Annotated in this window: 22 protein-coding genes; 17 read left to right on the top strand and 5 right to left on the bottom strand. The window is 30.1% G+C overall.

What is annotated here, in order from left to right; genetic code table 11:
• Positions 1 to 103 precede the first annotated feature (103 nt).
• The 4 genes from NSQ15_RS07370 (at position 104) to hfq (ending at position 4,132) form a co-directional block, all read left to right on the top strand.
• On the top strand, positions 104 to 1,777 hold the full coding sequence (locus NSQ15_RS07370; RefSeq protein ID WP_070451307.1) for a glycerol-3-phosphate dehydrogenase/oxidase: 1,674 nt from the start codon (positions 104 to 106) through the stop codon (positions 1,775 to 1,777).
• A 238-nt stretch (positions 1,778 to 2,015) separates the two neighbouring features.
• Positions 2,016 to 2,951 carry an alpha/beta hydrolase gene (locus NSQ15_RS07365; RefSeq protein WP_340747062.1) on the top strand — a complete coding sequence of 312 codons (936 nt, stop codon included), beginning with the start codon at positions 2,016 to 2,018 and terminating at the stop codon, positions 2,949 to 2,951.
• Between the two features lies 1 nt (position 2,952).
• Positions 2,953 to 3,951 carry a tRNA (adenosine(37)-N6)-dimethylallyltransferase MiaA gene (gene miaA / locus NSQ15_RS07360; protein ID WP_124760174.1) on the top strand — a complete coding sequence of 333 codons (999 nt, stop codon included), beginning with the start codon at positions 2,953 to 2,955 and terminating at the stop codon, positions 3,949 to 3,951.
• Positions 3,905 to 4,132 (top strand): RNA chaperone Hfq, encoded by a 228-nt coding sequence (gene hfq, locus NSQ15_RS07355; protein WP_017638332.1) that lies wholly within the window; start codon positions 3,905 to 3,907, stop codon positions 4,130 to 4,132. Before miaA ends, hfq begins: the two co-directional genes overlap by 47 nt.
• Before the next feature lie 242 nt (positions 4,133 to 4,374).
• Here hfq and NSQ15_RS07350 read toward each other — a convergent pair whose 3' ends face one another.
• Positions 4,375 to 4,851 carry a glutathione peroxidase gene (locus NSQ15_RS07350; protein WP_029055424.1) on the bottom strand — a complete coding sequence of 159 codons (477 nt, stop codon included), beginning with the start codon at positions 4,849 to 4,851 and terminating at the stop codon, positions 4,375 to 4,377.
• Between the two features lie 109 nt (positions 4,852 to 4,960).
• Here NSQ15_RS07350 and hflX point away from each other — a divergent pair, with 109 nt between their 5' ends.
• The 4 genes from hflX (at position 4,961) to glnA (ending at position 9,419) form a co-directional block, all read left to right on the top strand.
• Positions 4,961 to 6,202, top strand: coding sequence for a GTPase HflX (gene hflX / locus NSQ15_RS07345; protein WP_029055423.1), 1,242 nt, complete (start codon positions 4,961 to 4,963; stop codon positions 6,200 to 6,202).
• A gap of 14 nt (positions 6,203 to 6,216) precedes the next feature.
• The gene (locus tag NSQ15_RS07340) at positions 6,217 to 7,455 is read left to right on the top strand and encodes a methionine gamma-lyase family protein (RefSeq protein ID WP_070451303.1); all 1,239 of its coding nucleotides are present in this window, start codon (positions 6,217 to 6,219) and stop codon (positions 7,453 to 7,455) included.
• Between the two features lie 238 nt (positions 7,456 to 7,693).
• Positions 7,694 to 8,059, top strand: coding sequence for a MerR family transcriptional regulator (locus NSQ15_RS07335; RefSeq protein WP_017638328.1), 366 nt, complete (start codon positions 7,694 to 7,696; stop codon positions 8,057 to 8,059).
• A gap of 19 nt (positions 8,060 to 8,078) precedes the next feature.
• The gene (gene glnA, locus NSQ15_RS07330; RefSeq protein WP_029055421.1) at positions 8,079 to 9,419 is read left to right on the top strand and encodes a type I glutamate--ammonia ligase; all 1,341 of its coding nucleotides are present in this window, start codon (positions 8,079 to 8,081) and stop codon (positions 9,417 to 9,419) included.
• A gap of 141 nt (positions 9,420 to 9,560) precedes the next feature.
• Here the strand turns inward: glnA and NSQ15_RS07325 are convergent, their stop codons facing one another.
• From NSQ15_RS07325 to NSQ15_RS07315, 3 genes are all read right to left on the bottom strand, one after another.
• Positions 9,561 to 10,685 (bottom strand): tyrosine-type recombinase/integrase, encoded by a 1,125-nt coding sequence (locus tag NSQ15_RS07325; RefSeq protein WP_340747061.1) that lies wholly within the window; start codon positions 10,683 to 10,685, stop codon positions 9,561 to 9,563.
• A gap of 41 nt (positions 10,686 to 10,726) precedes the next feature.
• Positions 10,727 to 11,098, bottom strand: a complete 372-nt coding sequence (locus NSQ15_RS07320) for a hypothetical protein (RefSeq protein WP_070451300.1) — start codon at positions 11,096 to 11,098, stop codon at positions 10,727 to 10,729.
• Between the two features lie 161 nt (positions 11,099 to 11,259).
• On the bottom strand, positions 11,260 to 11,640 hold the full coding sequence (locus NSQ15_RS07315) for a helix-turn-helix domain-containing protein (protein ID WP_070451298.1): 381 nt from the start codon (positions 11,638 to 11,640) through the stop codon (positions 11,260 to 11,262).
• Between the two features lie 169 nt (positions 11,641 to 11,809).
• Here NSQ15_RS07315 and NSQ15_RS07310 point away from each other — a divergent pair, with 169 nt between their 5' ends.
• From NSQ15_RS07310 to NSQ15_RS07300, 3 genes are read left to right on the top strand one after another with little or no spacing between them, the layout of a single operon-like run.
• On the top strand, positions 11,810 to 12,028 hold the full coding sequence (locus NSQ15_RS07310; RefSeq protein ID WP_070451296.1) for a DUF739 family protein: 219 nt from the start codon (positions 11,810 to 11,812) through the stop codon (positions 12,026 to 12,028).
• 25 nt (positions 12,029 to 12,053) lie between these two features.
• Positions 12,054 to 12,326: a hypothetical protein gene (locus NSQ15_RS07305; protein ID WP_070451294.1), complete on the top strand. Its 273-nt coding sequence runs from the start codon at positions 12,054 to 12,056 to the stop codon at positions 12,324 to 12,326.
• Positions 12,327 to 12,347: 21 nt separating this feature from the next.
• A complete protein-coding gene (locus tag NSQ15_RS07300) occupies positions 12,348 to 12,503 on the top strand; it encodes a hypothetical protein (protein ID WP_176745264.1) in 156 nt (51 codons plus the stop codon).
• 258 nt (positions 12,504 to 12,761) lie between these two features.
• On the opposite strand, the gene NSQ15_RS07295 is transcribed toward NSQ15_RS07300, so the two are convergent.
• Complete coding sequence (locus NSQ15_RS07295) at positions 12,762 to 13,226, bottom strand: hypothetical protein (RefSeq protein WP_070451292.1); 465 nt, start codon at positions 13,224 to 13,226, stop codon at positions 12,762 to 12,764.
• A gap of 361 nt (positions 13,227 to 13,587) precedes the next feature.
• Between NSQ15_RS07295 and NSQ15_RS07290 the strand changes: the two genes are divergently transcribed.
• Genes NSQ15_RS07290 through NSQ15_RS07265 form a run of 6 tightly spaced genes read left to right on the top strand, consistent with a single transcriptional unit; the run spans position 13,588 to position 17,061 of the window.
• Positions 13,588 to 13,854: a hypothetical protein gene (locus tag NSQ15_RS07290; RefSeq protein WP_124760171.1), complete on the top strand. Its 267-nt coding sequence runs from the start codon at positions 13,588 to 13,590 to the stop codon at positions 13,852 to 13,854.
• A gap of 4 nt (positions 13,855 to 13,858) precedes the next feature.
• On the top strand, positions 13,859 to 14,398 hold the full coding sequence (locus NSQ15_RS07285; RefSeq protein WP_217193872.1) for a host-nuclease inhibitor Gam family protein: 540 nt from the start codon (positions 13,859 to 13,861) through the stop codon (positions 14,396 to 14,398).
• Entirely contained in the window at positions 14,399 to 15,166 is a 768-nt protein-coding gene (locus tag NSQ15_RS07280; RefSeq protein ID WP_217193873.1) for an ATP-binding protein, read from the top strand.
• A 26-nt stretch (positions 15,167 to 15,192) separates the two neighbouring features.
• Positions 15,193 to 15,708, top strand: a complete 516-nt coding sequence (locus NSQ15_RS07275; RefSeq protein ID WP_340747060.1) for a DUF669 domain-containing protein — start codon at positions 15,193 to 15,195, stop codon at positions 15,706 to 15,708.
• Positions 15,709 to 15,735: 27 nt separating this feature from the next.
• Complete coding sequence (locus NSQ15_RS07270; RefSeq protein ID WP_070451283.1) at positions 15,736 to 16,692, top strand: DnaD domain protein; 957 nt, start codon at positions 15,736 to 15,738, stop codon at positions 16,690 to 16,692.
• 3 nt (positions 16,693 to 16,695) lie between these two features.
• Entirely contained in the window at positions 16,696 to 17,061 is a 366-nt protein-coding gene (locus tag NSQ15_RS07265; RefSeq protein WP_070451281.1) for an SA1788 family PVL leukocidin-associated protein, read from the top strand.
• The last annotated feature ends 34 nt before the right edge of the window (positions 17,062 to 17,095 follow it).

Raw genomic sequence — 17,095 nt, 5'->3', positions numbered from 1 at the left:
AAGTTAATAAAGAAATCGAGACATGAGAGATTTATTCGTACAATTAAATGGTAATTGTGGGATAAGTCTCTCTTTTTTTATACTAATTAGGAGGCGTTGAATTATGGGTTTATCAACACTTAAAAGGGATCACATAAAAAGAAATTTAAAAAATGAAGAATATGATGTTGTCATCGTTGGTGGCGGAATTACAGGTGCAGGGATTGCACTTGATGCAAGTAACCGTGGAATGAAAGTAGCATTAGTAGAAATGCAAGACTTTGCACAAGGTACAAGTTCTCGTTCTACTAAATTAGTACATGGTGGGTTACGTTATTTAAAACAACTTCAAGTAGGTGTTGTAGCTGAAACAGGTAAAGAACGTGCCATTGTTTATGAAAATGGTCCACACGTAACAACTCCAGAATGGATGTTATTACCAATGCATAAAGGCGGTACATTCGGTAAATTTACTACTGCTATTGGTTTAACAATGTATGACTTTTTAGCAGGCGTTAAAAAATCAGAACGTAAAAAAATGCTATCTAAACAAGATACGCTTAATAAAGAACCATTAGTTAAACAAGATGGCTTAAAAGGTGGCGGTTATTATGTTGAATACCGCACAGATGATGCAAGATTAACAATTGAAGTTATGAAAAAAGCTGCCGAAAAAGGTGCTGAAATCATTAACTATACTAAATCAGAACATTTCACTTATGACTCAAATAAAAAAGTAAATGGTATTGAAGTCGTTGATATGATCGATAATGAAACTTATCCTATTAAAGCTAAAAAAGTGATTAACGCTTCAGGACCATGGGTTGATGAAGTAAGAAGTGGAGACTATGCAAGAAACAACAAACAATTACGTTTAACTAAAGGTGTGCATGTTGTTATTGATCAATCTAAATTCCCATTACAACAAGCAGTATACTTTGATACTGAAAAAGATGGCAGAATGATTTTTGCTATTCCTAGAGAAGGAAAAGCGTATGTTGGTACAACTGACACATTTTATGATAATGAGAAAGCTACACCATTAACAACTCAAGAAGATAGAGATTATTTAATCGAAGCTATTAATTACATGTTCCCATCAGTTAAAGTTAAAGATGAAGACATCGAATCAACTTGGGCTGGTGTACGTCCATTAATTTTAGAAGAAGGTAAAGACCCTTCAGAAATTTCTCGTAAAGATGAAGTATGGGAAGGCGAATCTGGATTACTAACTATCGCTGGTGGTAAGTTAACAGGATACCGTCATATGGCATTAGAAATTGTAGATTTATTAGCTAAACGTCTTAAAAAAGAATACGGTTTAACATTCAAACCATGTGCAACTAAAGAATTAAAAATCTCTGGTGGTGACGTAGGCGGAAGTAAAAACTTCGACAATTTCGTTAAACAAAAAGTTAACGCAGCTAAAGGATTTGGCATTGACGAAGACGTTGCTTATCGTTTAGCAAGTAAATATGGTTCTAACGTTGACGATTTATTCAATATTGCTCAAACAGCACAATATCATAACAGTAAATTACCATTAGAAATTTATGTTGAATTAATTTATGGTATTCAACAAGAAATGGTATTTAAACCAACTGACTTCTTAGTACGTCGTTCTGGTAAATTATACTTTAATATTGATGATGTACTTAATTACAAAGATGCAGTTATTGATGTTTTAGCAGATATGCTTCAATATAGCGATGCTCAAAAACAAGCTTATACTGAAGAAGTAAATAAAGCGATTGATGAAGCACAATCAGGTAATAACCAACCTGCAGTTAAAGAATAAATATCATGATGTTGAACTACTAGTATTGAGATATACTCTCAATACTAGTAGTTTTTTTATGCGAAATGTTATACTTTGTAATACAACTTTTTTTAATCAAAATAAACATCTTATAAGTAGATAACTATTTATTATGCATACAATTTGATTACAATGTTATCAAAAGGTATATTGAATATAATATGGTTGTTTAACGTAAATAATATAAATGAACTTTAGAAATTTTGGGGGTATATATGTGAGTCAAAGTCAATTCAATATCACAGTGGAAGATGGAACAATGATTGAAGTGAAAATAGACAAAGCAATTAATGAAACTATAGGCATTGTTCATCTTTTTCATGGTATGGCTGAACATATGGATCGTTATGATGAATTAGTCAAAGCTTTAAATTTACAAGGCTATGATGTTATCAGACATAATCACAGAGGACATGGTAAAAATATTGACGAAAAAGAAAGAGGTCATTTTGATGATATGTCTCAAGTCGCTGCCGATGCATACGAAATAGTTGAAACGTTATATGATAGTCATTTTGAATTACCATACATTATTTTAGGTCATTCAATGGGCTCAATCATTGCAAGACTATTTGTAAAACAATACCCTCAATTTGCAGATGGTCTTATATTAACTGGTACAGGTATGTTCCCAAAATGGAAAGGCATTCCAACAATGATATTGTTAAAATTACTTACAATTGTTGCTGGAAAACGTCGTCGTATTAGATGGGTTAATCGATTAATGAATAAATCATTCACCAAAAAAATTGACCAACCTGAGACAGAAAGTGATTGGCTTTCTACAAAAAGAGAAGAAGTTAATAAATTTATTGATGATGAATATTGTGGCTTCAGAGTATCTAATCAACTTATTTATCAAACCGTTAAATACATGATGGATACTGCAAATGTAAAATCGTTAAAACAAATGAATCACAATCTGCCTATTCTTTTAATATCAGGAAAAGATGACCCCTTTGGTGAATACGGGAAGGGAATTAAAAAATTAGGTAAAATTTATAAAAAAGCGGGTATTAAACATATCACCGTACAATTATATAAAAATAAACGTCATGAAATTTTATTTGAAGACGATTATTTGTCAACTTGGCAACATATGTTTGAATGGATTAAAAAACAAATTTTAAAGAAAAATAAAGTGAGTGAATAGCATGAATAGTACAGATAAACCATTTCTAATCGTCATTGTTGGACCAACAGCATCCGGTAAAACAGAATTAAGTATAGAATTAGCCAAACGATGTAATGGCGAAATTATTAGCGGAGATTCAATGCAAGTATACAAACAAATGGATATCGGTACTGCTAAAGTAACTAAAGAAGAAATGGATGGTATTCCACATCACTTAATAGATATATTAAATCCAGATGAATCATTCTCTGCTTATGCATTTAAAGAAAGAGCAGAAGCATGTATCAAAGATATAACTAATAGAGGTAAAACACCAATCGTTGCAGGTGGTACAGGATTATATATTCAGTCTTTACTTTATAACTATCAATTTGAAGACGAAACAGTATCAGATGAAAAAATGAATGAAGTTAATACTAAATTAAAAGAATTGGAACAATTAAATAATATTGAATTACATGACTATCTAAATACATTTGACCCTGAATCTTCTTCGAATATACATCCAAATAACAGAAAAAGAGTATTGAGAGCGATAGAATATTATTTAAAAACAAAAAAACTTTTAAGTTATCGCAAGAAAGTTCAACAATTCACCGAAAATTATGATACATTATTATTAGGGATTGAAATGTCGCGTGAAACATTATATAAAAAAATAAATAAACGTGTTGATATTATGTTGAGCCACGGATTATTTAAAGAAGTGCAATACTTAGTTGAACAAGGTTATGAGTCAAGTCAAAGTATGCAAGCAATTGGATACAAAGAACTTATACCTGTTATTAAAGGGAACATGGATAAAGAAACAGCCATTGAAAAGTTAAAACAAAATTCGCGAAAATATGCGAAACGTCAATTGACTTGGTTTAAAAATAAAATGAACGTTCACTGGTTAGATAGAGAGAAAATGTCGCTTCAAATGATGTTAGATGAGATTACACCCCAAATAAATAAAAGGAGTACTGAACATGATTGCAAACGAAAACATCCAAGATCAAGCACTAGAGAACTTTAAATCAGAAAAAACAGAAGTTACTGTATTCTTTCTAAATGGGTTCCAAATGAAAGGAACTATTGAAGATTTCGATGATCAGGTAATTCGTCTGGTTTCTCAAGGAAAACAACATCTGATTTACAAACATGCGATCAGCACTTTCATGATTGATGACGAAAATGAATCAACATCAGAAGAATAAGTAATAATTGAAGTGCATTAAAGCACAACTTTCAATGAACGTAGCAATAGTTACATAATAGTGGGAATGGTAACAGAAATATAATGGATTATTTCTCTAATATCATTCTCATTCGTGCTTTATCGTATTTGTATTAATTCATGTAAAAAAGCTTCAGTTAAAGCTGGCAGAGCTAACATTCAGCTCACGAACCCAACTTTAATTGAAGCTTTTAAATTTATAATTTTATTTTAGTAATCTGATTAAAGTAATTTTTCAATTTCATTTTCTAATTGTGCTGGCTTTTTCTGTGGAGAGAAACGTTTAACCACATTACCGTTACGATCAATTAAGAATTTTGTGAAATTCCATTTAATTTTTTCATTAAACATACCGTGTTGAGCATCTGTTAAGAAACGGAATAATGGATGTTGATTATCACCTTTAACATCGATTTTTTGATGAATAGGGAAAGTAACGCCATAATTCAATTTACAATTTTGTGCAGCTTCTTCACCTGAACCAGGTTCTTGCCCACCAAATTGATTACATGGGAATCCTAAAATAATAAATTTTTGATCTTTATATTTTTCATAAAGATGTTGTAATCCTTCAAATTGAGGTGTGAAACCACACTCACTTGCAGTATTAACGATTAACATAACATAATCTTTATAATCTTCTAACTTGTATGTTTCTCCAGTATTTTTTTCTACTACGAAATCATAAATATTTTCCATAATACCACCCTTTCGAATTACTTACAATTTAACATAATATGGACGAATAGTCTTTATATTGGCACTATGATAAAATACTTAAGAAGAAAATATAAAGGAGATGTATATCATGGCACAGCTATCAACACATGATACAAAGAAAAAATTGGAAACGGCTGTACTAATCGGTGTACATGCTCAAAATGATAATCAATTTAATTTTGAATCAACAATGGAAGAATTAGAAGCTTTATCAGAAACTTGCCAATTAAATGTAAAAGGTCAAATTACTCAAAATAGAGAACAAGTAGACCATAAATACTATGTTGGAAAAGGGAAAATTGAAGAAATACAAGCTTTTATAGAATTTCATGATATTGATGTCGTAGTAACGAATGATGAATTAACGACAGCTCAATCTAAAACATTAAATGGTAATTTGGGCATTAAGATTATCGATAGAACACAGTTAATACTTGAAATATTTGCACTAAGAGCTAAAAGTAGAGAAGGTAAATTACAAGTTGAACTTGCACAACTTGATTATTTATTACCTAGATTACAAGGACATGGACGTAGCTTATCACGTCTTGGTGGTGGAATTGGAACTAGAGGTCCTGGTGAAACGAAACTTGAAATGGACCGTCGACATATTCGTACTAGAATGAACGAAATTAAACATCAATTACAAACGGTAGTAGAACATAGAGATCGTTATCGTAGTAAACGTGAACAGAATCAAGTATTTCAAATTGCTTTAGTGGGTTATACCAATGCTGGTAAATCATCATGGTTTAATGTACTTGCTAATGAAACAACTTATGAAAAGAACCAGTTGTTCGCCACATTAGATCCTAAAACAAGACAAATTCAGATCAATGAAGGCTTTAACTTAATTATTTCTGATACAGTTGGATTTATACAAAAGTTACCTACCACATTAGTTGCTGCTTTTAAATCAACGTTAGAAGAAGCAAAAGGTGCAGATTTATTATTACATGTGGTAGACGCAAGTCATTCAGAGTATCGTTCACAGTATGATACGGTTAATCAATTGATTAAACAATTAGACATGGATCAAATTCCACAAGCCGTTATTTTTAATAAAAAAGACCAGTGTGATAGCCAAATGGATTTACCAGTTTCAAACAATCCATATGTATTTGTATCAAGTCGCTACGATAGTGACAAAGATAAAGTTAAAGACTTATTAATTAATCAAATTAAAGATAATTTAACTTACTATGAAGAAACTGTACCAAGTTCTGATGCTGATCGATTATATTTCTTAAAACAACATACATTAGTAAGTGAATTAGAATTTAATGAAAATGATGCGACATATGAAATTAAAGGATATAAAAAAATATAAAGGAAGTTAGTAAGATGACAGATATGACAAGTCTTATTGAAGACGTTGAAAATACATTATCTCCATATTTTAAAGAAATTGAACGTGTTGCTTTAATTAATCAGGAAAAAGTTTTAGACGCGTTTCATGCGGTGAAAGCGACAGAAAGTGACTTATTAGGTACGACTGGTTATGGGTACGATGATTTTGGTAGGGATCATTTAGAAGAAATATATGCTAAAACATTTAAAGCCGAAGATGCTATCGTACGTCCACAAATTATTTCTGGTACTCATGCAATCACATTAGCATTACAAAGTAATTTAAAATATGGTGATGAATTATTATATATCACTGGAAGTCCTTATGATACGTTACTAGAAGTTATAGGCGTGAACGGAAACGGGATTGAAAGTTTAAAAGAACATGGTGTTACATATAATGAAGTTGCATTAAATGAAGGTAAAATTGATATACCAGAGGTTCTGAAATCTATTAATAAACAAACTAAAGTTGTGGCAATACAACGTTCTAAAGGTTATGATCAACGACCATCTATTCCAGTTGATGAAATAAAAGAAGCAATAGAAGCAATAAAAGAACAATATCCTGATGTCATTATTTTTGTAGATAATTGTTATGGTGAATTTGTTGAAGAACAAGAACCTATCGAAGTAGGCGCTGATTTAATAGCTGGTTCATTAATTAAAAATCCTGGTGGTGGGCTAGCTAAAATTGGAGGCTATATCGCAGGGAAAAAAGATTTAATAGCACGTTGCGGTTATAGACTTACTGCTCCAGGTATTGGTAAAGAAGCAGGTGCCTCTTTAAATTCATTACAAGAAATGTATCAAGGTTTCTTCCTAGCACCACACGTTGTAAGTCAAAGTTTAAAAGGTGCTTTATTTACTAGTCTATTATTAGAAAAATTAAATATGACAACATCACCAAAATATAATGTTAAACGTACTGATTTAATACAAACAGTGACATTTGATACAAAAGAACAGATGATATCATTTTGTCAGAGTATACAACATGCGTCACCAATTAATGCACACTTTAGTCCTGAGCCAAGCTATATGCCAGGATACGAAGATGACGTGATAATGGCAGCAGGTACGTTTGTACAAGGATCTTCAATTGAATTATCTGCTGATGGTCCTATACGAGAACCATATGAAGCTTATGTTCAAGGTGGATTAACATATGAACATGTTAAACTAGCAGTCACACGAGCAGTCAAACAATTAAAAGAACAAGGGCTTGTGTAACATTGAGATAATCTCGGAGTAATTTAAAACTTCGAGATTTTTCTTATTTTATCAGAAAATTTTAAATTTATTTTTCGAAATATAGGGTATTTGGTTAAAAAGAGATACTTTTAGGGGTGGAAAATGCAATAAAATCAGTATTTTGAGAGCATATGTCAGAAAACCTAACATATTTTTGTAATATGAGCTAAACTATGCTAAATTAAGTACAAGTTCAAAAGTGGAGGAGAGGTTATAGATGTCTAATGATTCTATCAGACGAAATATGGCCGTATTCTCCATGAGTGTTGTTAGTCAATTAACAGAATTAAGTCCTAGACAAATTCGTTACTATGAAACACATGAACTAGTTATGCCGGCAAGAACTGAAGGAAATAAGAGATTATTTTCGCTGAATGATTTGGAAAGATTATTAGAAATTAAATCTTTAATTGAAAAAGGATTTAATATTAAAGGTATTAAACAAATTATTCATAATCAACAAAATCACTTAACATCAGACGAACAAGAAACTAGAAAAAGAATGATTGTAGATGCAACTCAAAAACCACATGGCGAAACTTTGCCAATAAATCGAGGAGATTTATCCCGATTTATAAAATAAAATTTGGAGGATTTTAAGTATGCCTAAACGTAGTTTTACAAAAGATGATATTCGTAAGTTTGCTGAAGAAGAGAACGTAAGATATTTAAGATTACAATTCACAGATATATTAGGAACAATTAAAAATGTTGAAGTACCAGTAAGCCAATTAGAGAAAGTATTAGATAACGAAATGATGTTCGATGGATCATCTATCGAAGGTTTCGTACGTATCGAAGAATCTGACATGTACTTACAACCTGACTTAGATACATGGGTAATCTTCCCATGGACAGCTGGTCAAGGTAAAGTTGCACGTTTAATCTGTGACGTATACAAAACAGATGGTACACCATTTGAAGGTGACCCACGTAATAACTTAAAACGTGTATTGAGAGAAATGGAAGATTTAGGTTACACAGATTTCAACTTAGGACCTGAACCAGAATTCTTCTTATTCAAATTAGATGAAAAAGGCGAACCAACATTAGAATTAAATGATGATGGTGGTTACTTCGACTTAGCACCAACAGACTTAGGTGAAAACTGTCGTCGTGATATCGTTCTTGAATTAGAGGACATGGGCTTTGATATCGAAGCAAGTCACCATGAGGTTGCACCTGGACAACATGAAATTGACTTTAAATATGCAGATGCGATAACAGCATGTGATAATATCCAAACATTTAAATTAGTTGTTAAAACAATCGCTCGTAAACATAACTTACATGCGACATTTATGCCAAAACCATTATTCGGTGTAAACGGAAGCGGAATGCACTTTAACGTATCATTATTCAAAGGTAAAGAAAATGCATTCTATGATCCAAATGGCGAAATGGAATTAACAGATACAGCTTACCAATTTACAGCTGGTATTCTTAAAAATGCACGTGGATTCACTGCAGTTTGTAACCCATTAGTAAACTCATACAAACGTTTAGTTCCAGGTTACGAAGCACCATGTTACATTGCATGGAGTGGTAAAAACCGTTCACCATTAGTACGTGTACCATCTTCAAGAGGTTTATCTACTCGTGTTGAAGTACGTTCAGTAGACCCAGCAGCTAACCCATACATGGCATTAGCAGCAATCTTAGAAGCTGGACTAGACGGTATTAAAAACAAATTAGAAGTTCCTAAACCAGTAAACCAAAATATTTACGAAATGAATCGCGAAGAACGTGAAGCTGTAGGTATTGAAGACTTACCTTCAACACTATACACTGCGTTAAAAGCTATGCGTGAAAATCCAACAATCAAAAAAGCTTTAGGTAATCATATCTATAACCAATTCCTTAATTCAAAATCAATTGAATGGGATTACTATAGAACTCAAGTATCTGAATGGGAAAGAGATCAGTACATGAAACAATACTAAAGCGCTAAACAATATTGGGGAATATTGTTATATCAAGGGCTAGAGCATTTTTGCTTTAGCTCTTTTTTGTTTAAAATGGGCAACTAATATAAGAAATTTAACGATAAAATTGATAACTGGGCAACTTTTGGGCAACTAAGTTTAAAAAACATCTTTTATGTACTTTTCAAAATTATCTTTAGCGTTTTCATTCATTTTGTCTGTTACATGGCTATAAACATCACTAGTGATTGTTTCACTTTTATGACCCAATCGTTCTTGTATCACTTTCATAGGTACATTGCTTTCTAACAACAAAGTTGCATGAGTATGTCTTAATTTATGTATACTTAACTCATTACCTTCACCTAATAATTTACGTGTAACATAAATCATAGTGTTATGTGTAGTAGATCGTGGAAGCGGGTCTCCAAATTCATTACAAAAGATAAAATCATAATTTGTATTATATAACTCACTATTCGCAATTTTATTACCATTTTGTAACAATTTTAATTTGAATAGTTCATTTGCCAACTCATCGCTAATAAATATAGTTCGATTCTCTTTATTTTTAGTTGGACCAAATGTATTTTTCTTTTGGTTATAGCTTTTATTTATTTTTATTGTTTTACTCTTTCTATCATAGTCATTCCAGTTTAAAGCACTAGCTTCTCCAATTCTCATACCAGTTTCTATAAGTGTTCTAAATAAAAAGTACTGATACATATCTCTTTTTCTTACAGTCTCTAAAAATGGCCGTATTTTTTCTTTAGGTAAGTATTTAGCTTTTTCTTGTTCTTTCAAATTTTTATGTTGGAGTGTAATTCCATCACATGGATTAAAATAGATTAACCTATCATATTTCGCACGTTCTAATGCACGTTTAAGCAAATTATGTGTTTTTGATAGAGTTGATTTACTATAGCCATTATCTATAAGATGATTTATAAATTTTTGGTGCATGGATGGTGTTATAGCTTTAATATCAACATCGTTATAGAAACTTAAAATTCTCTTTTTAGAAAATTGTTCAATTTCATATGAATTGTCGCTTATTTTATTTTTACGCCAAGTTTCAAGGTAGTAATTAAGCCATTCATTAAGAGAATAATGTTTTTCTTCTTTAAAGCCTTTTTTTAAATTTAATTCAGTTTCTAATGCGTTTTTTTTGGCTTCTGCTTTAGTTTTAAAACCTGAACGGCTAATATATTTTTTATTTCCGAGTTCATCTAGATAATGTACTTTATATCTCCATTTATTTCCTCTTTTTTCAAAATATGCCATTTAACCATCTCCTAGCTGTTTATTTCTTAAGTTGTAATGAGTTAATCTGTAATTTTGTCGAAATGTTTTAAATTTGGATATTTGATTTTATAAAATGTGATATTTTGTTTAATAAAAATTGAAGTAGTATCAAAGTGGATTGCTAGATTTGAAAATGAATTTAAATGAGGACTTTCAATTGCATCAATAAGTAGGTTGAGAGGGATTAATTCTAAAATACCATTACTTGATAAATAACTAGTTTTGTATGACTTCCTTTTGCCATATGACGTTATTGGTTCATTAATAGTTAAATCTGGTATTATAGATTTATTTATATATAGTGTATTACCAATTACACAGCTTTCTAATTTTTGAGGGCAATCAATATACTTTACTTCAATTTTATTTATCATCTCCTTGCAAGTCTGCATAGTAGATCACTTCCTTTTCATTTATATTTATAAAATTGAAATTTAAATTTTTATGTTTATCATCACCAATCTCTTCAGAAGTTAACTAAATGCAAAATTTATATATAAAAAAAGAGAACACACTTATTCTAATATGATTATTAGTATAATTAGCATTCTCTTTATATATCGCCTTTGCTTTCTTTAATAAATTTTATATATTTTATTATATGTTTCATTTCTTCATCTGTAACATCATCACTAATGTGTGCCGCTATAATTTGTTTATTATGGCTTAACTGTCGTCTTTCTTCATCACTAGGACGCTCAGATGAAACATCATAGCCAAGTAACCAAGCTTCGCTTACATCTAAAGTTTTGGACAAAATATATAACTTCTTTTGTCCTGGTGTAGTTTTGCCATTTACGTATTGGCTTAAATCGGTTTTTGTAATTTTAGCACCGTTATCACTTAGTAACTTAGATTTATTTATTATATCTATTTGCTTCATTTTTTTCTCAGACATTGCTTTTTTTAATCTAGAACTAAATGATTCTCTCATTTTATGATTTCCTCCTATTCAATTTATAAACTAATTATAGACAAACTTGAATAAAAGTTCAATTTAAAAATTCAAAAATAAACAACAAAAGTATTGCTCTTTATTTTGTAGTGTGATAAATTATATTTACAAAGTTCAAAAAAATTGAACTAGAAAGGAGGAGCTCTTTATGTATTTTGATTATTCAGTTTTAAATGGAAAAATAGTAGAGAAATATGGTAGTAGATGTAATTTTGCATTAGCAATGAAGCTTTCTGAAAGAAGTCTATCTTTAAAATTAAATAATAAAGTTGGATGGAAGGATAGAGAAATAATCAAGGCCGTTAAGCTTTTGGGTATTAAGAAATCAGATATAGCATCTTATTTTTTTAATACTAAAGTTCAATAATTTTGAATTGAAAGTTGTGAGAACTATGTTAAACATTCAACTTGATGAACAAACAATTAATGAACTAGTTAACGAAAAAGTTGAAGAAATTTTAAACAAATATAAAAGACAAGTTGCAACTGTAGATATAAAAGACTTAGTCAAAATTACTGGATTAAGTCAATCAACATTACAAAATAAAATTGTCTGTGAACCTGAAATTGTAGAAGTTACTAGGCGTTTAGGCACTCGTGTTTTATATCTTTATCCTCAAGTTTTAGACGCTTATCAAACTGTAATTAATCGACTAGGTTCATAAATATTTAGAGGAGTAATGTACATGATCAAACAATTATTAAATGACAAATCATTATTAGAAAAATTTAAAGATAAAGATGAATTGAATGAATGTGTAAAAAAGATAAAGAAGGAACAAGTGAAATTAAAAATTGAGAGTAATAGAGTAGTTAATTTTAGTGATTTAAGAGGTGCGTAATTGAAAGAATTAAAATATTAAAAATAGCACTCCTAATCGTCATCTTGGCGGAAGAGATTAGGAATGCTATGGGTGAGAAAATATTTGAATTGATTATAAAAAATATTAACGCAATAAATGTTAAAAGTTGTTCCATGGATTTATCTTAATTAGTTTAATCTAATACATGATTATTTATAGGAGGGAATATTATATTATTCACTAATATTTGTATCATTTTAACAATTGTTTTCATAACTTTAACAACATTTATAAACATTAAAAAATAAACTTTTGTTTGTGGCTAAATCCATTAATAAGTTTATTAGTGTTAATTTCAATTACTTTGGGTTTATCAGTTAAGTAATAAGAAAATTCTATTTTGGCTTCTGGTATAAAGGTTTCCTTCGTCCTAAATTGATAAGAATTATATGGCGAGAATAAAGGATTAGGGTATTTTAACCATTCTTTTTCAGGAGGTTTAACTTCATTGTGTAATAACTTAGCACCTTCATTACTGTATAAATTAATTTCTTTAACAACAATTGTAGTTGATGAAGTATTACAAAGGATGAAACTAAATTTGATTAAGTCACTATGATATTCTAAATCCTCTACATCATGATCACTTAAATCAATATGTGGACGATTAACTATAAATGTATAGATGAAACTAACAATAGCTATTATCAAAGCCACTAAAGCAATGATATTTGAAAATAATGTTGATTGAAAAAAGTCCATCAATTTTCACCCCCGTTCATCGCAGTAGCGATAATTAAATTATACAGTTGATTTAAATATAAAATAAGTGGTTTGCAACATAAATTTAGGAATTTAATTTTTTGGAGATGATTATTATAAGTAGAAGTGAAATTCCATTCTTTGCAGCATATTTTTTAACATTGATTTTATCATTTGTATTTATGCTTATAGGTATATATTTTACGACTTCAATAGTATTAAGTTTTTTTATTGGATTAGCACTATATTTATACCTAGAAAATAAAATTAAAAATAAAAAAACTGACTGCTAACGGCAATTAGCAATCAGTAATTAAAAAATAACACACTTGAATTATACCAACAATGGAGGACAACAACAATGACAAATAATTCAAAACAAGACATGTATGAACTATATCAAGAACTCTTTGAAGAATTAAAGAAATCAGACCAAACTTGTATACTCGAAATCGAAAGAACGCCTCGTAAAGAAATTATTATTAATTTCTTACATTACCACAATAGATATAAAACCAATAACAAACTACTACAAATTTTTGAAATATATCCTGAATCACACGAAAGAATGAAAAATTATATTATTGCTGTTATGCGTGGCCAAATTTTGGTTAAGAAAGGAGCTTGATTAAATGAATGAATTACAACAACAAGAATTTGAAAGTATAGAGCACCAAGAAGAATCGTTTAAAATTACTAATTTAGATCAAGCAAATTGGGCATTTAAAAAGCTTGATGCAATCAATGCCAAAGAAAATGAGATTAATCAGCTTGCTAGTCAAGAAATTGACAGAATCAAAGATTGGCAAAGTATCCAAACTGACCAATTAAAAAATCATAAAACTTATTTTGAGCATTTACTTACAGAATATTTTAAAGAGATGCGTCAACAAGATAATAAATTTAAATTAAATACACCATATGGAAAAGTAACTTCGCGCAAAGGTTCAAAAGTACTTCAATTAAGTAATGAACAAAACGTTATTGATCAATTAGAACAACGCGGATTTGATAAATATATCAAAGTGACTAAAAAAATAAATCAAACAGATATTAAGAAAGATTTTAATGTAACTGAATCAGGAAGATTAATTGATTCAAATGGTGAAATGTTGGATGGTATTTACCTTGTTCAAAAGCCAACATCATACTCAGTCAAAGTGGGTGATTAAATGACACACGAGCCCAGTATTTTAGAAAAATTAGGTGTCAAAGATATAAGTAAACAAAATGCTAATAAGTTCTACAAATTTGCAATATACGGCAAATTTGGGACAGGTAAAACCACATTTTTAACTAAAGATAATAATGCTTTGGTATTAGATATTAATGAAGATGGCACTACTGTTACAGAAGATGGTGCTGTTGTTCAAATAAAAAATTATAAACATTTTGGATTAGTTATAAAGAAGCTGCCAGAAATTATTCAACAATTACGTGATTATGGAAAAAATATTGATGTTGTTGTGATAGAAACCATTCAAAAGCTAAGAGATATAACTATTGATGAGATTATGAATGGTAAAAGACGGAATCCTACATTCAATGATTGGGGAGAGTGTGCTTCCCGAATAGTAAAAATGTATAGGTATATATCAACAATTCAACAGAAATATCAATTTCATTTAGCTATAAGTGGTCATGAAGGCATAAATAAAGATAAAGACGAAGAAGGTAGCACAATCAATCCTACTATCACTATTGAGGCACAAGAACAAATTAGAAAGGCTATTTTAAGCCAGTCTGATGTTTTAGCAAGAATGACAATTGAAGAACACAGTGATAGTGAAGGGAAGAGATTTGAATATGTTTTAAATGCTGAACCATCTTCATTATTTGAAACTAAAATAAGGCATGCTAGCAATGTCAAAATTAGAGATAAGAAGTTTATTAATCCTAGCGTAAATGACCTTGTAGAAGCAATCAGAAATGGAAATTAATAAATATTTAAAGGGTGGTAAGAACTATGAATTTTAATATTAATCTTAATGGTGCGCAAGAATTAGGTAATTATATGAAACCTGGACTTTATAGCGTGAAAATTAAAAACTTTGAGGCTAAACAATCCAAAAATGGACATCCACAATTTGCAATTACATTTATACATAAAGAAGAAGGAGAATTTGTTCATTACGCCAATGCTGATATGGAACATAATTATGCACGTGATTGGCTATATACATTCTTAAGTGTATTAGGGCTTAAAGGTAATAATATGCAATTTAAATTTACTGAAAGAGATTTAATAGGTAAGCCAATAAACATTGAATTAGAGCGTAAATTTAATGACTATACTGACAAATGGGTTACGAATTTAAAGAGATTTTGGAAATTTGATGGTACAGCTGTATATGAAAAATATGAAATTAAAGACGAAGAGAAAAACTATACTAAAGAGCAGAAAAAAACTAGTTTAGACAGTCCAGATAATCCTTATATGAGTGATTCATTTGATATAACAGATGATGATTTACCTTTTTAATTGGTCGTATTTAAAAGAGGTGGTTAGATGACAGGTTGGATTAAAATACATCGTAAAATAATCGATCATTGGATATGGGCAGATTCCAAACGATTTAAATGGTGGTTAGACATCTTATTATTAACAAATCATTCTGATAAAAAAGTGATGATTGGTGGAAATTTAGTCCTTTTGAAACGAGGTTCATTCCATACATCAGAATTGAAATTATCTGAACGTTGGAACGTGTCTAGAAATACCGTGAGAAACTATTTAAATTCGTTAGAAAAAGACAACATGATAAACACTAAAAAGACAAAAAACGGAACAACCATTAAAGTGCATAACTACGAGGTTTATCAAGGAAAAGAAGAAACTAAAAAACATATGATTGAACAACAGACTGAACAATTAAATGAACAACAAACTATACAACCAACTGAACAACAAAGTGAACAAATCATTGAACAACAGACTGAACAAAAGAGAGACAATAGACTGAACAGAACACTGAACAAATCACTGAACAAGACTAAGAATGTAAAGAATATAAAGAATGATAAGAATGTAAAGAATGAGAAGAAGGAGAAGAAGTATAAAGCCTTCGACTTCTTCCAAGAAAATGGATTTGGCTTTATCACTCAATATCTTGTCGAAGAATTAAATTATTATCTTGATAACTTTTCTCATGATTCAGACGAAATAGTCATAGCTGCACTTAAAATTGCAAAGGACAGAAACAAAGTGAATTGGGGTTATGCCAAAAGCATTTTAAATTCCTGGTTACAATCAAACTTGAATTCAATTGATCAAATAAGAGCTTATGAAATTCAACAAAAAGCATTAAGAGATCAATACACCAAACCTAAACAATTCCAACAAAGTAAAGAGAAAACGCCAGACTGGATTGAAAATCGAGACAAATATCAAGACGAAGTAGACGAAAATTTTGAGGAAGATAGGGCTAGATTTTTAAAAGAATTAAACGAACAGTGGGGTGATTAGCATTTGGACAAAGAACCTTACAAAGTAAAAATTGGAGACCATAAACTTATATTTAATAGCGACGAAGTGAAAAAGATGAAACAGCTTGGTATTACAAGATCATTAATTGTTAATAGATTTAAAAATGGTTGGCCAAGATTTTATATAGTGAATCAGCCAAAACGTATGTCTAGAAAAGATTTTGACAAAATGATAGCAATTAGAAAGCAAAATCTATTGTCAAAGCAACGGCGCTCAGTTTATAAAAAGGAACTCCAAGAAAAAAGACAACAGGAGAAATTGCACTTAAAGAAATATCCACAAAAAGTAAAAGCATCAAAATATTATTTTGATTTGCTAAATTTTGCAACTAAAGCATTCAAAAATTAAAACGCAAAATGCAAAACATAAAACAAAAATTGGA

The sequence above is a fragment of the Staphylococcus sp. FSL W8-0774 genome, from assembly GCF_038006785.1.
Classification (GTDB): Bacteria; Bacillota; Bacilli; order Staphylococcales; family Staphylococcaceae; genus Staphylococcus; species Staphylococcus pasteuri.
Note: the sequence above shows the minus strand (reverse complement) of the source record. Positions and strands in the feature narration are given on the sequence as shown.

Excerpts from the sequence above, each read along its gene's own strand:
- NSQ15_RS07340 (WP_070451303.1), top strand. The coding sequence starts at position 6,217 with ATGACAGATATGACAAGTCTTATTGAAGACGTTGAAAATACATTATCT.
- NSQ15_RS07320 (WP_070451300.1), bottom strand. The coding sequence starts at position 11,098 with ATGCAGACTTGCAAGGAGATGATAAATAAAATTGAAGTAAAGTATATT.
- hflX (WP_029055423.1), top strand. The coding sequence starts at position 4,961 with ATGGCACAGCTATCAACACATGATACAAAGAAAAAATTGGAAACGGCT.
- NSQ15_RS07300 (WP_176745264.1), top strand. The coding sequence starts at position 12,348 with ATGATCAAACAATTATTAAATGACAAATCATTATTAGAAAAATTTAAA.
- NSQ15_RS07370 (WP_070451307.1), top strand. The coding sequence starts at position 104 with ATGGGTTTATCAACACTTAAAAGGGATCACATAAAAAGAAATTTAAAA.
- NSQ15_RS07315 (WP_070451298.1), bottom strand. The coding sequence starts at position 11,640 with ATGAGAGAATCATTTAGTTCTAGATTAAAAAAAGCAATGTCTGAGAAA.
- NSQ15_RS07285 (WP_217193872.1), top strand. The coding sequence starts at position 13,859 with ATGAATGAATTACAACAACAAGAATTTGAAAGTATAGAGCACCAAGAA.
- glnA (WP_029055421.1), top strand. The coding sequence starts at position 8,079 with ATGCCTAAACGTAGTTTTACAAAAGATGATATTCGTAAGTTTGCTGAA.
- miaA (WP_124760174.1), top strand. The coding sequence starts at position 2,953 with ATGAATAGTACAGATAAACCATTTCTAATCGTCATTGTTGGACCAACA.
- NSQ15_RS07310 (WP_070451296.1), top strand. The coding sequence starts at position 11,810 with ATGTATTTTGATTATTCAGTTTTAAATGGAAAAATAGTAGAGAAATAT.
- NSQ15_RS07275 (WP_340747060.1), top strand. The coding sequence starts at position 15,193 with ATGAATTTTAATATTAATCTTAATGGTGCGCAAGAATTAGGTAATTAT.
- hfq (WP_017638332.1), top strand. The coding sequence starts at position 3,905 with ATGATTGCAAACGAAAACATCCAAGATCAAGCACTAGAGAACTTTAAA.
- NSQ15_RS07335 (WP_017638328.1), top strand. The coding sequence starts at position 7,694 with ATGTCTAATGATTCTATCAGACGAAATATGGCCGTATTCTCCATGAGT.
- NSQ15_RS07295 (WP_070451292.1), bottom strand. The coding sequence starts at position 13,226 with ATGGACTTTTTTCAATCAACATTATTTTCAAATATCATTGCTTTAGTG.
- NSQ15_RS07280 (WP_217193873.1), top strand. The coding sequence starts at position 14,399 with ATGACACACGAGCCCAGTATTTTAGAAAAATTAGGTGTCAAAGATATA.
- NSQ15_RS07350 (WP_029055424.1), bottom strand. The coding sequence starts at position 4,851 with ATGGAAAATATTTATGATTTCGTAGTAGAAAAAAATACTGGAGAAACA.
- NSQ15_RS07290 (WP_124760171.1), top strand. The coding sequence starts at position 13,588 with ATGACAAATAATTCAAAACAAGACATGTATGAACTATATCAAGAACTC.
- NSQ15_RS07270 (WP_070451283.1), top strand. The coding sequence starts at position 15,736 with ATGACAGGTTGGATTAAAATACATCGTAAAATAATCGATCATTGGATA.
- NSQ15_RS07325 (WP_340747061.1), bottom strand. The coding sequence starts at position 10,685 with ATGGCATATTTTGAAAAAAGAGGAAATAAATGGAGATATAAAGTACAT.
- NSQ15_RS07305 (WP_070451294.1), top strand. The coding sequence starts at position 12,054 with ATGTTAAACATTCAACTTGATGAACAAACAATTAATGAACTAGTTAAC.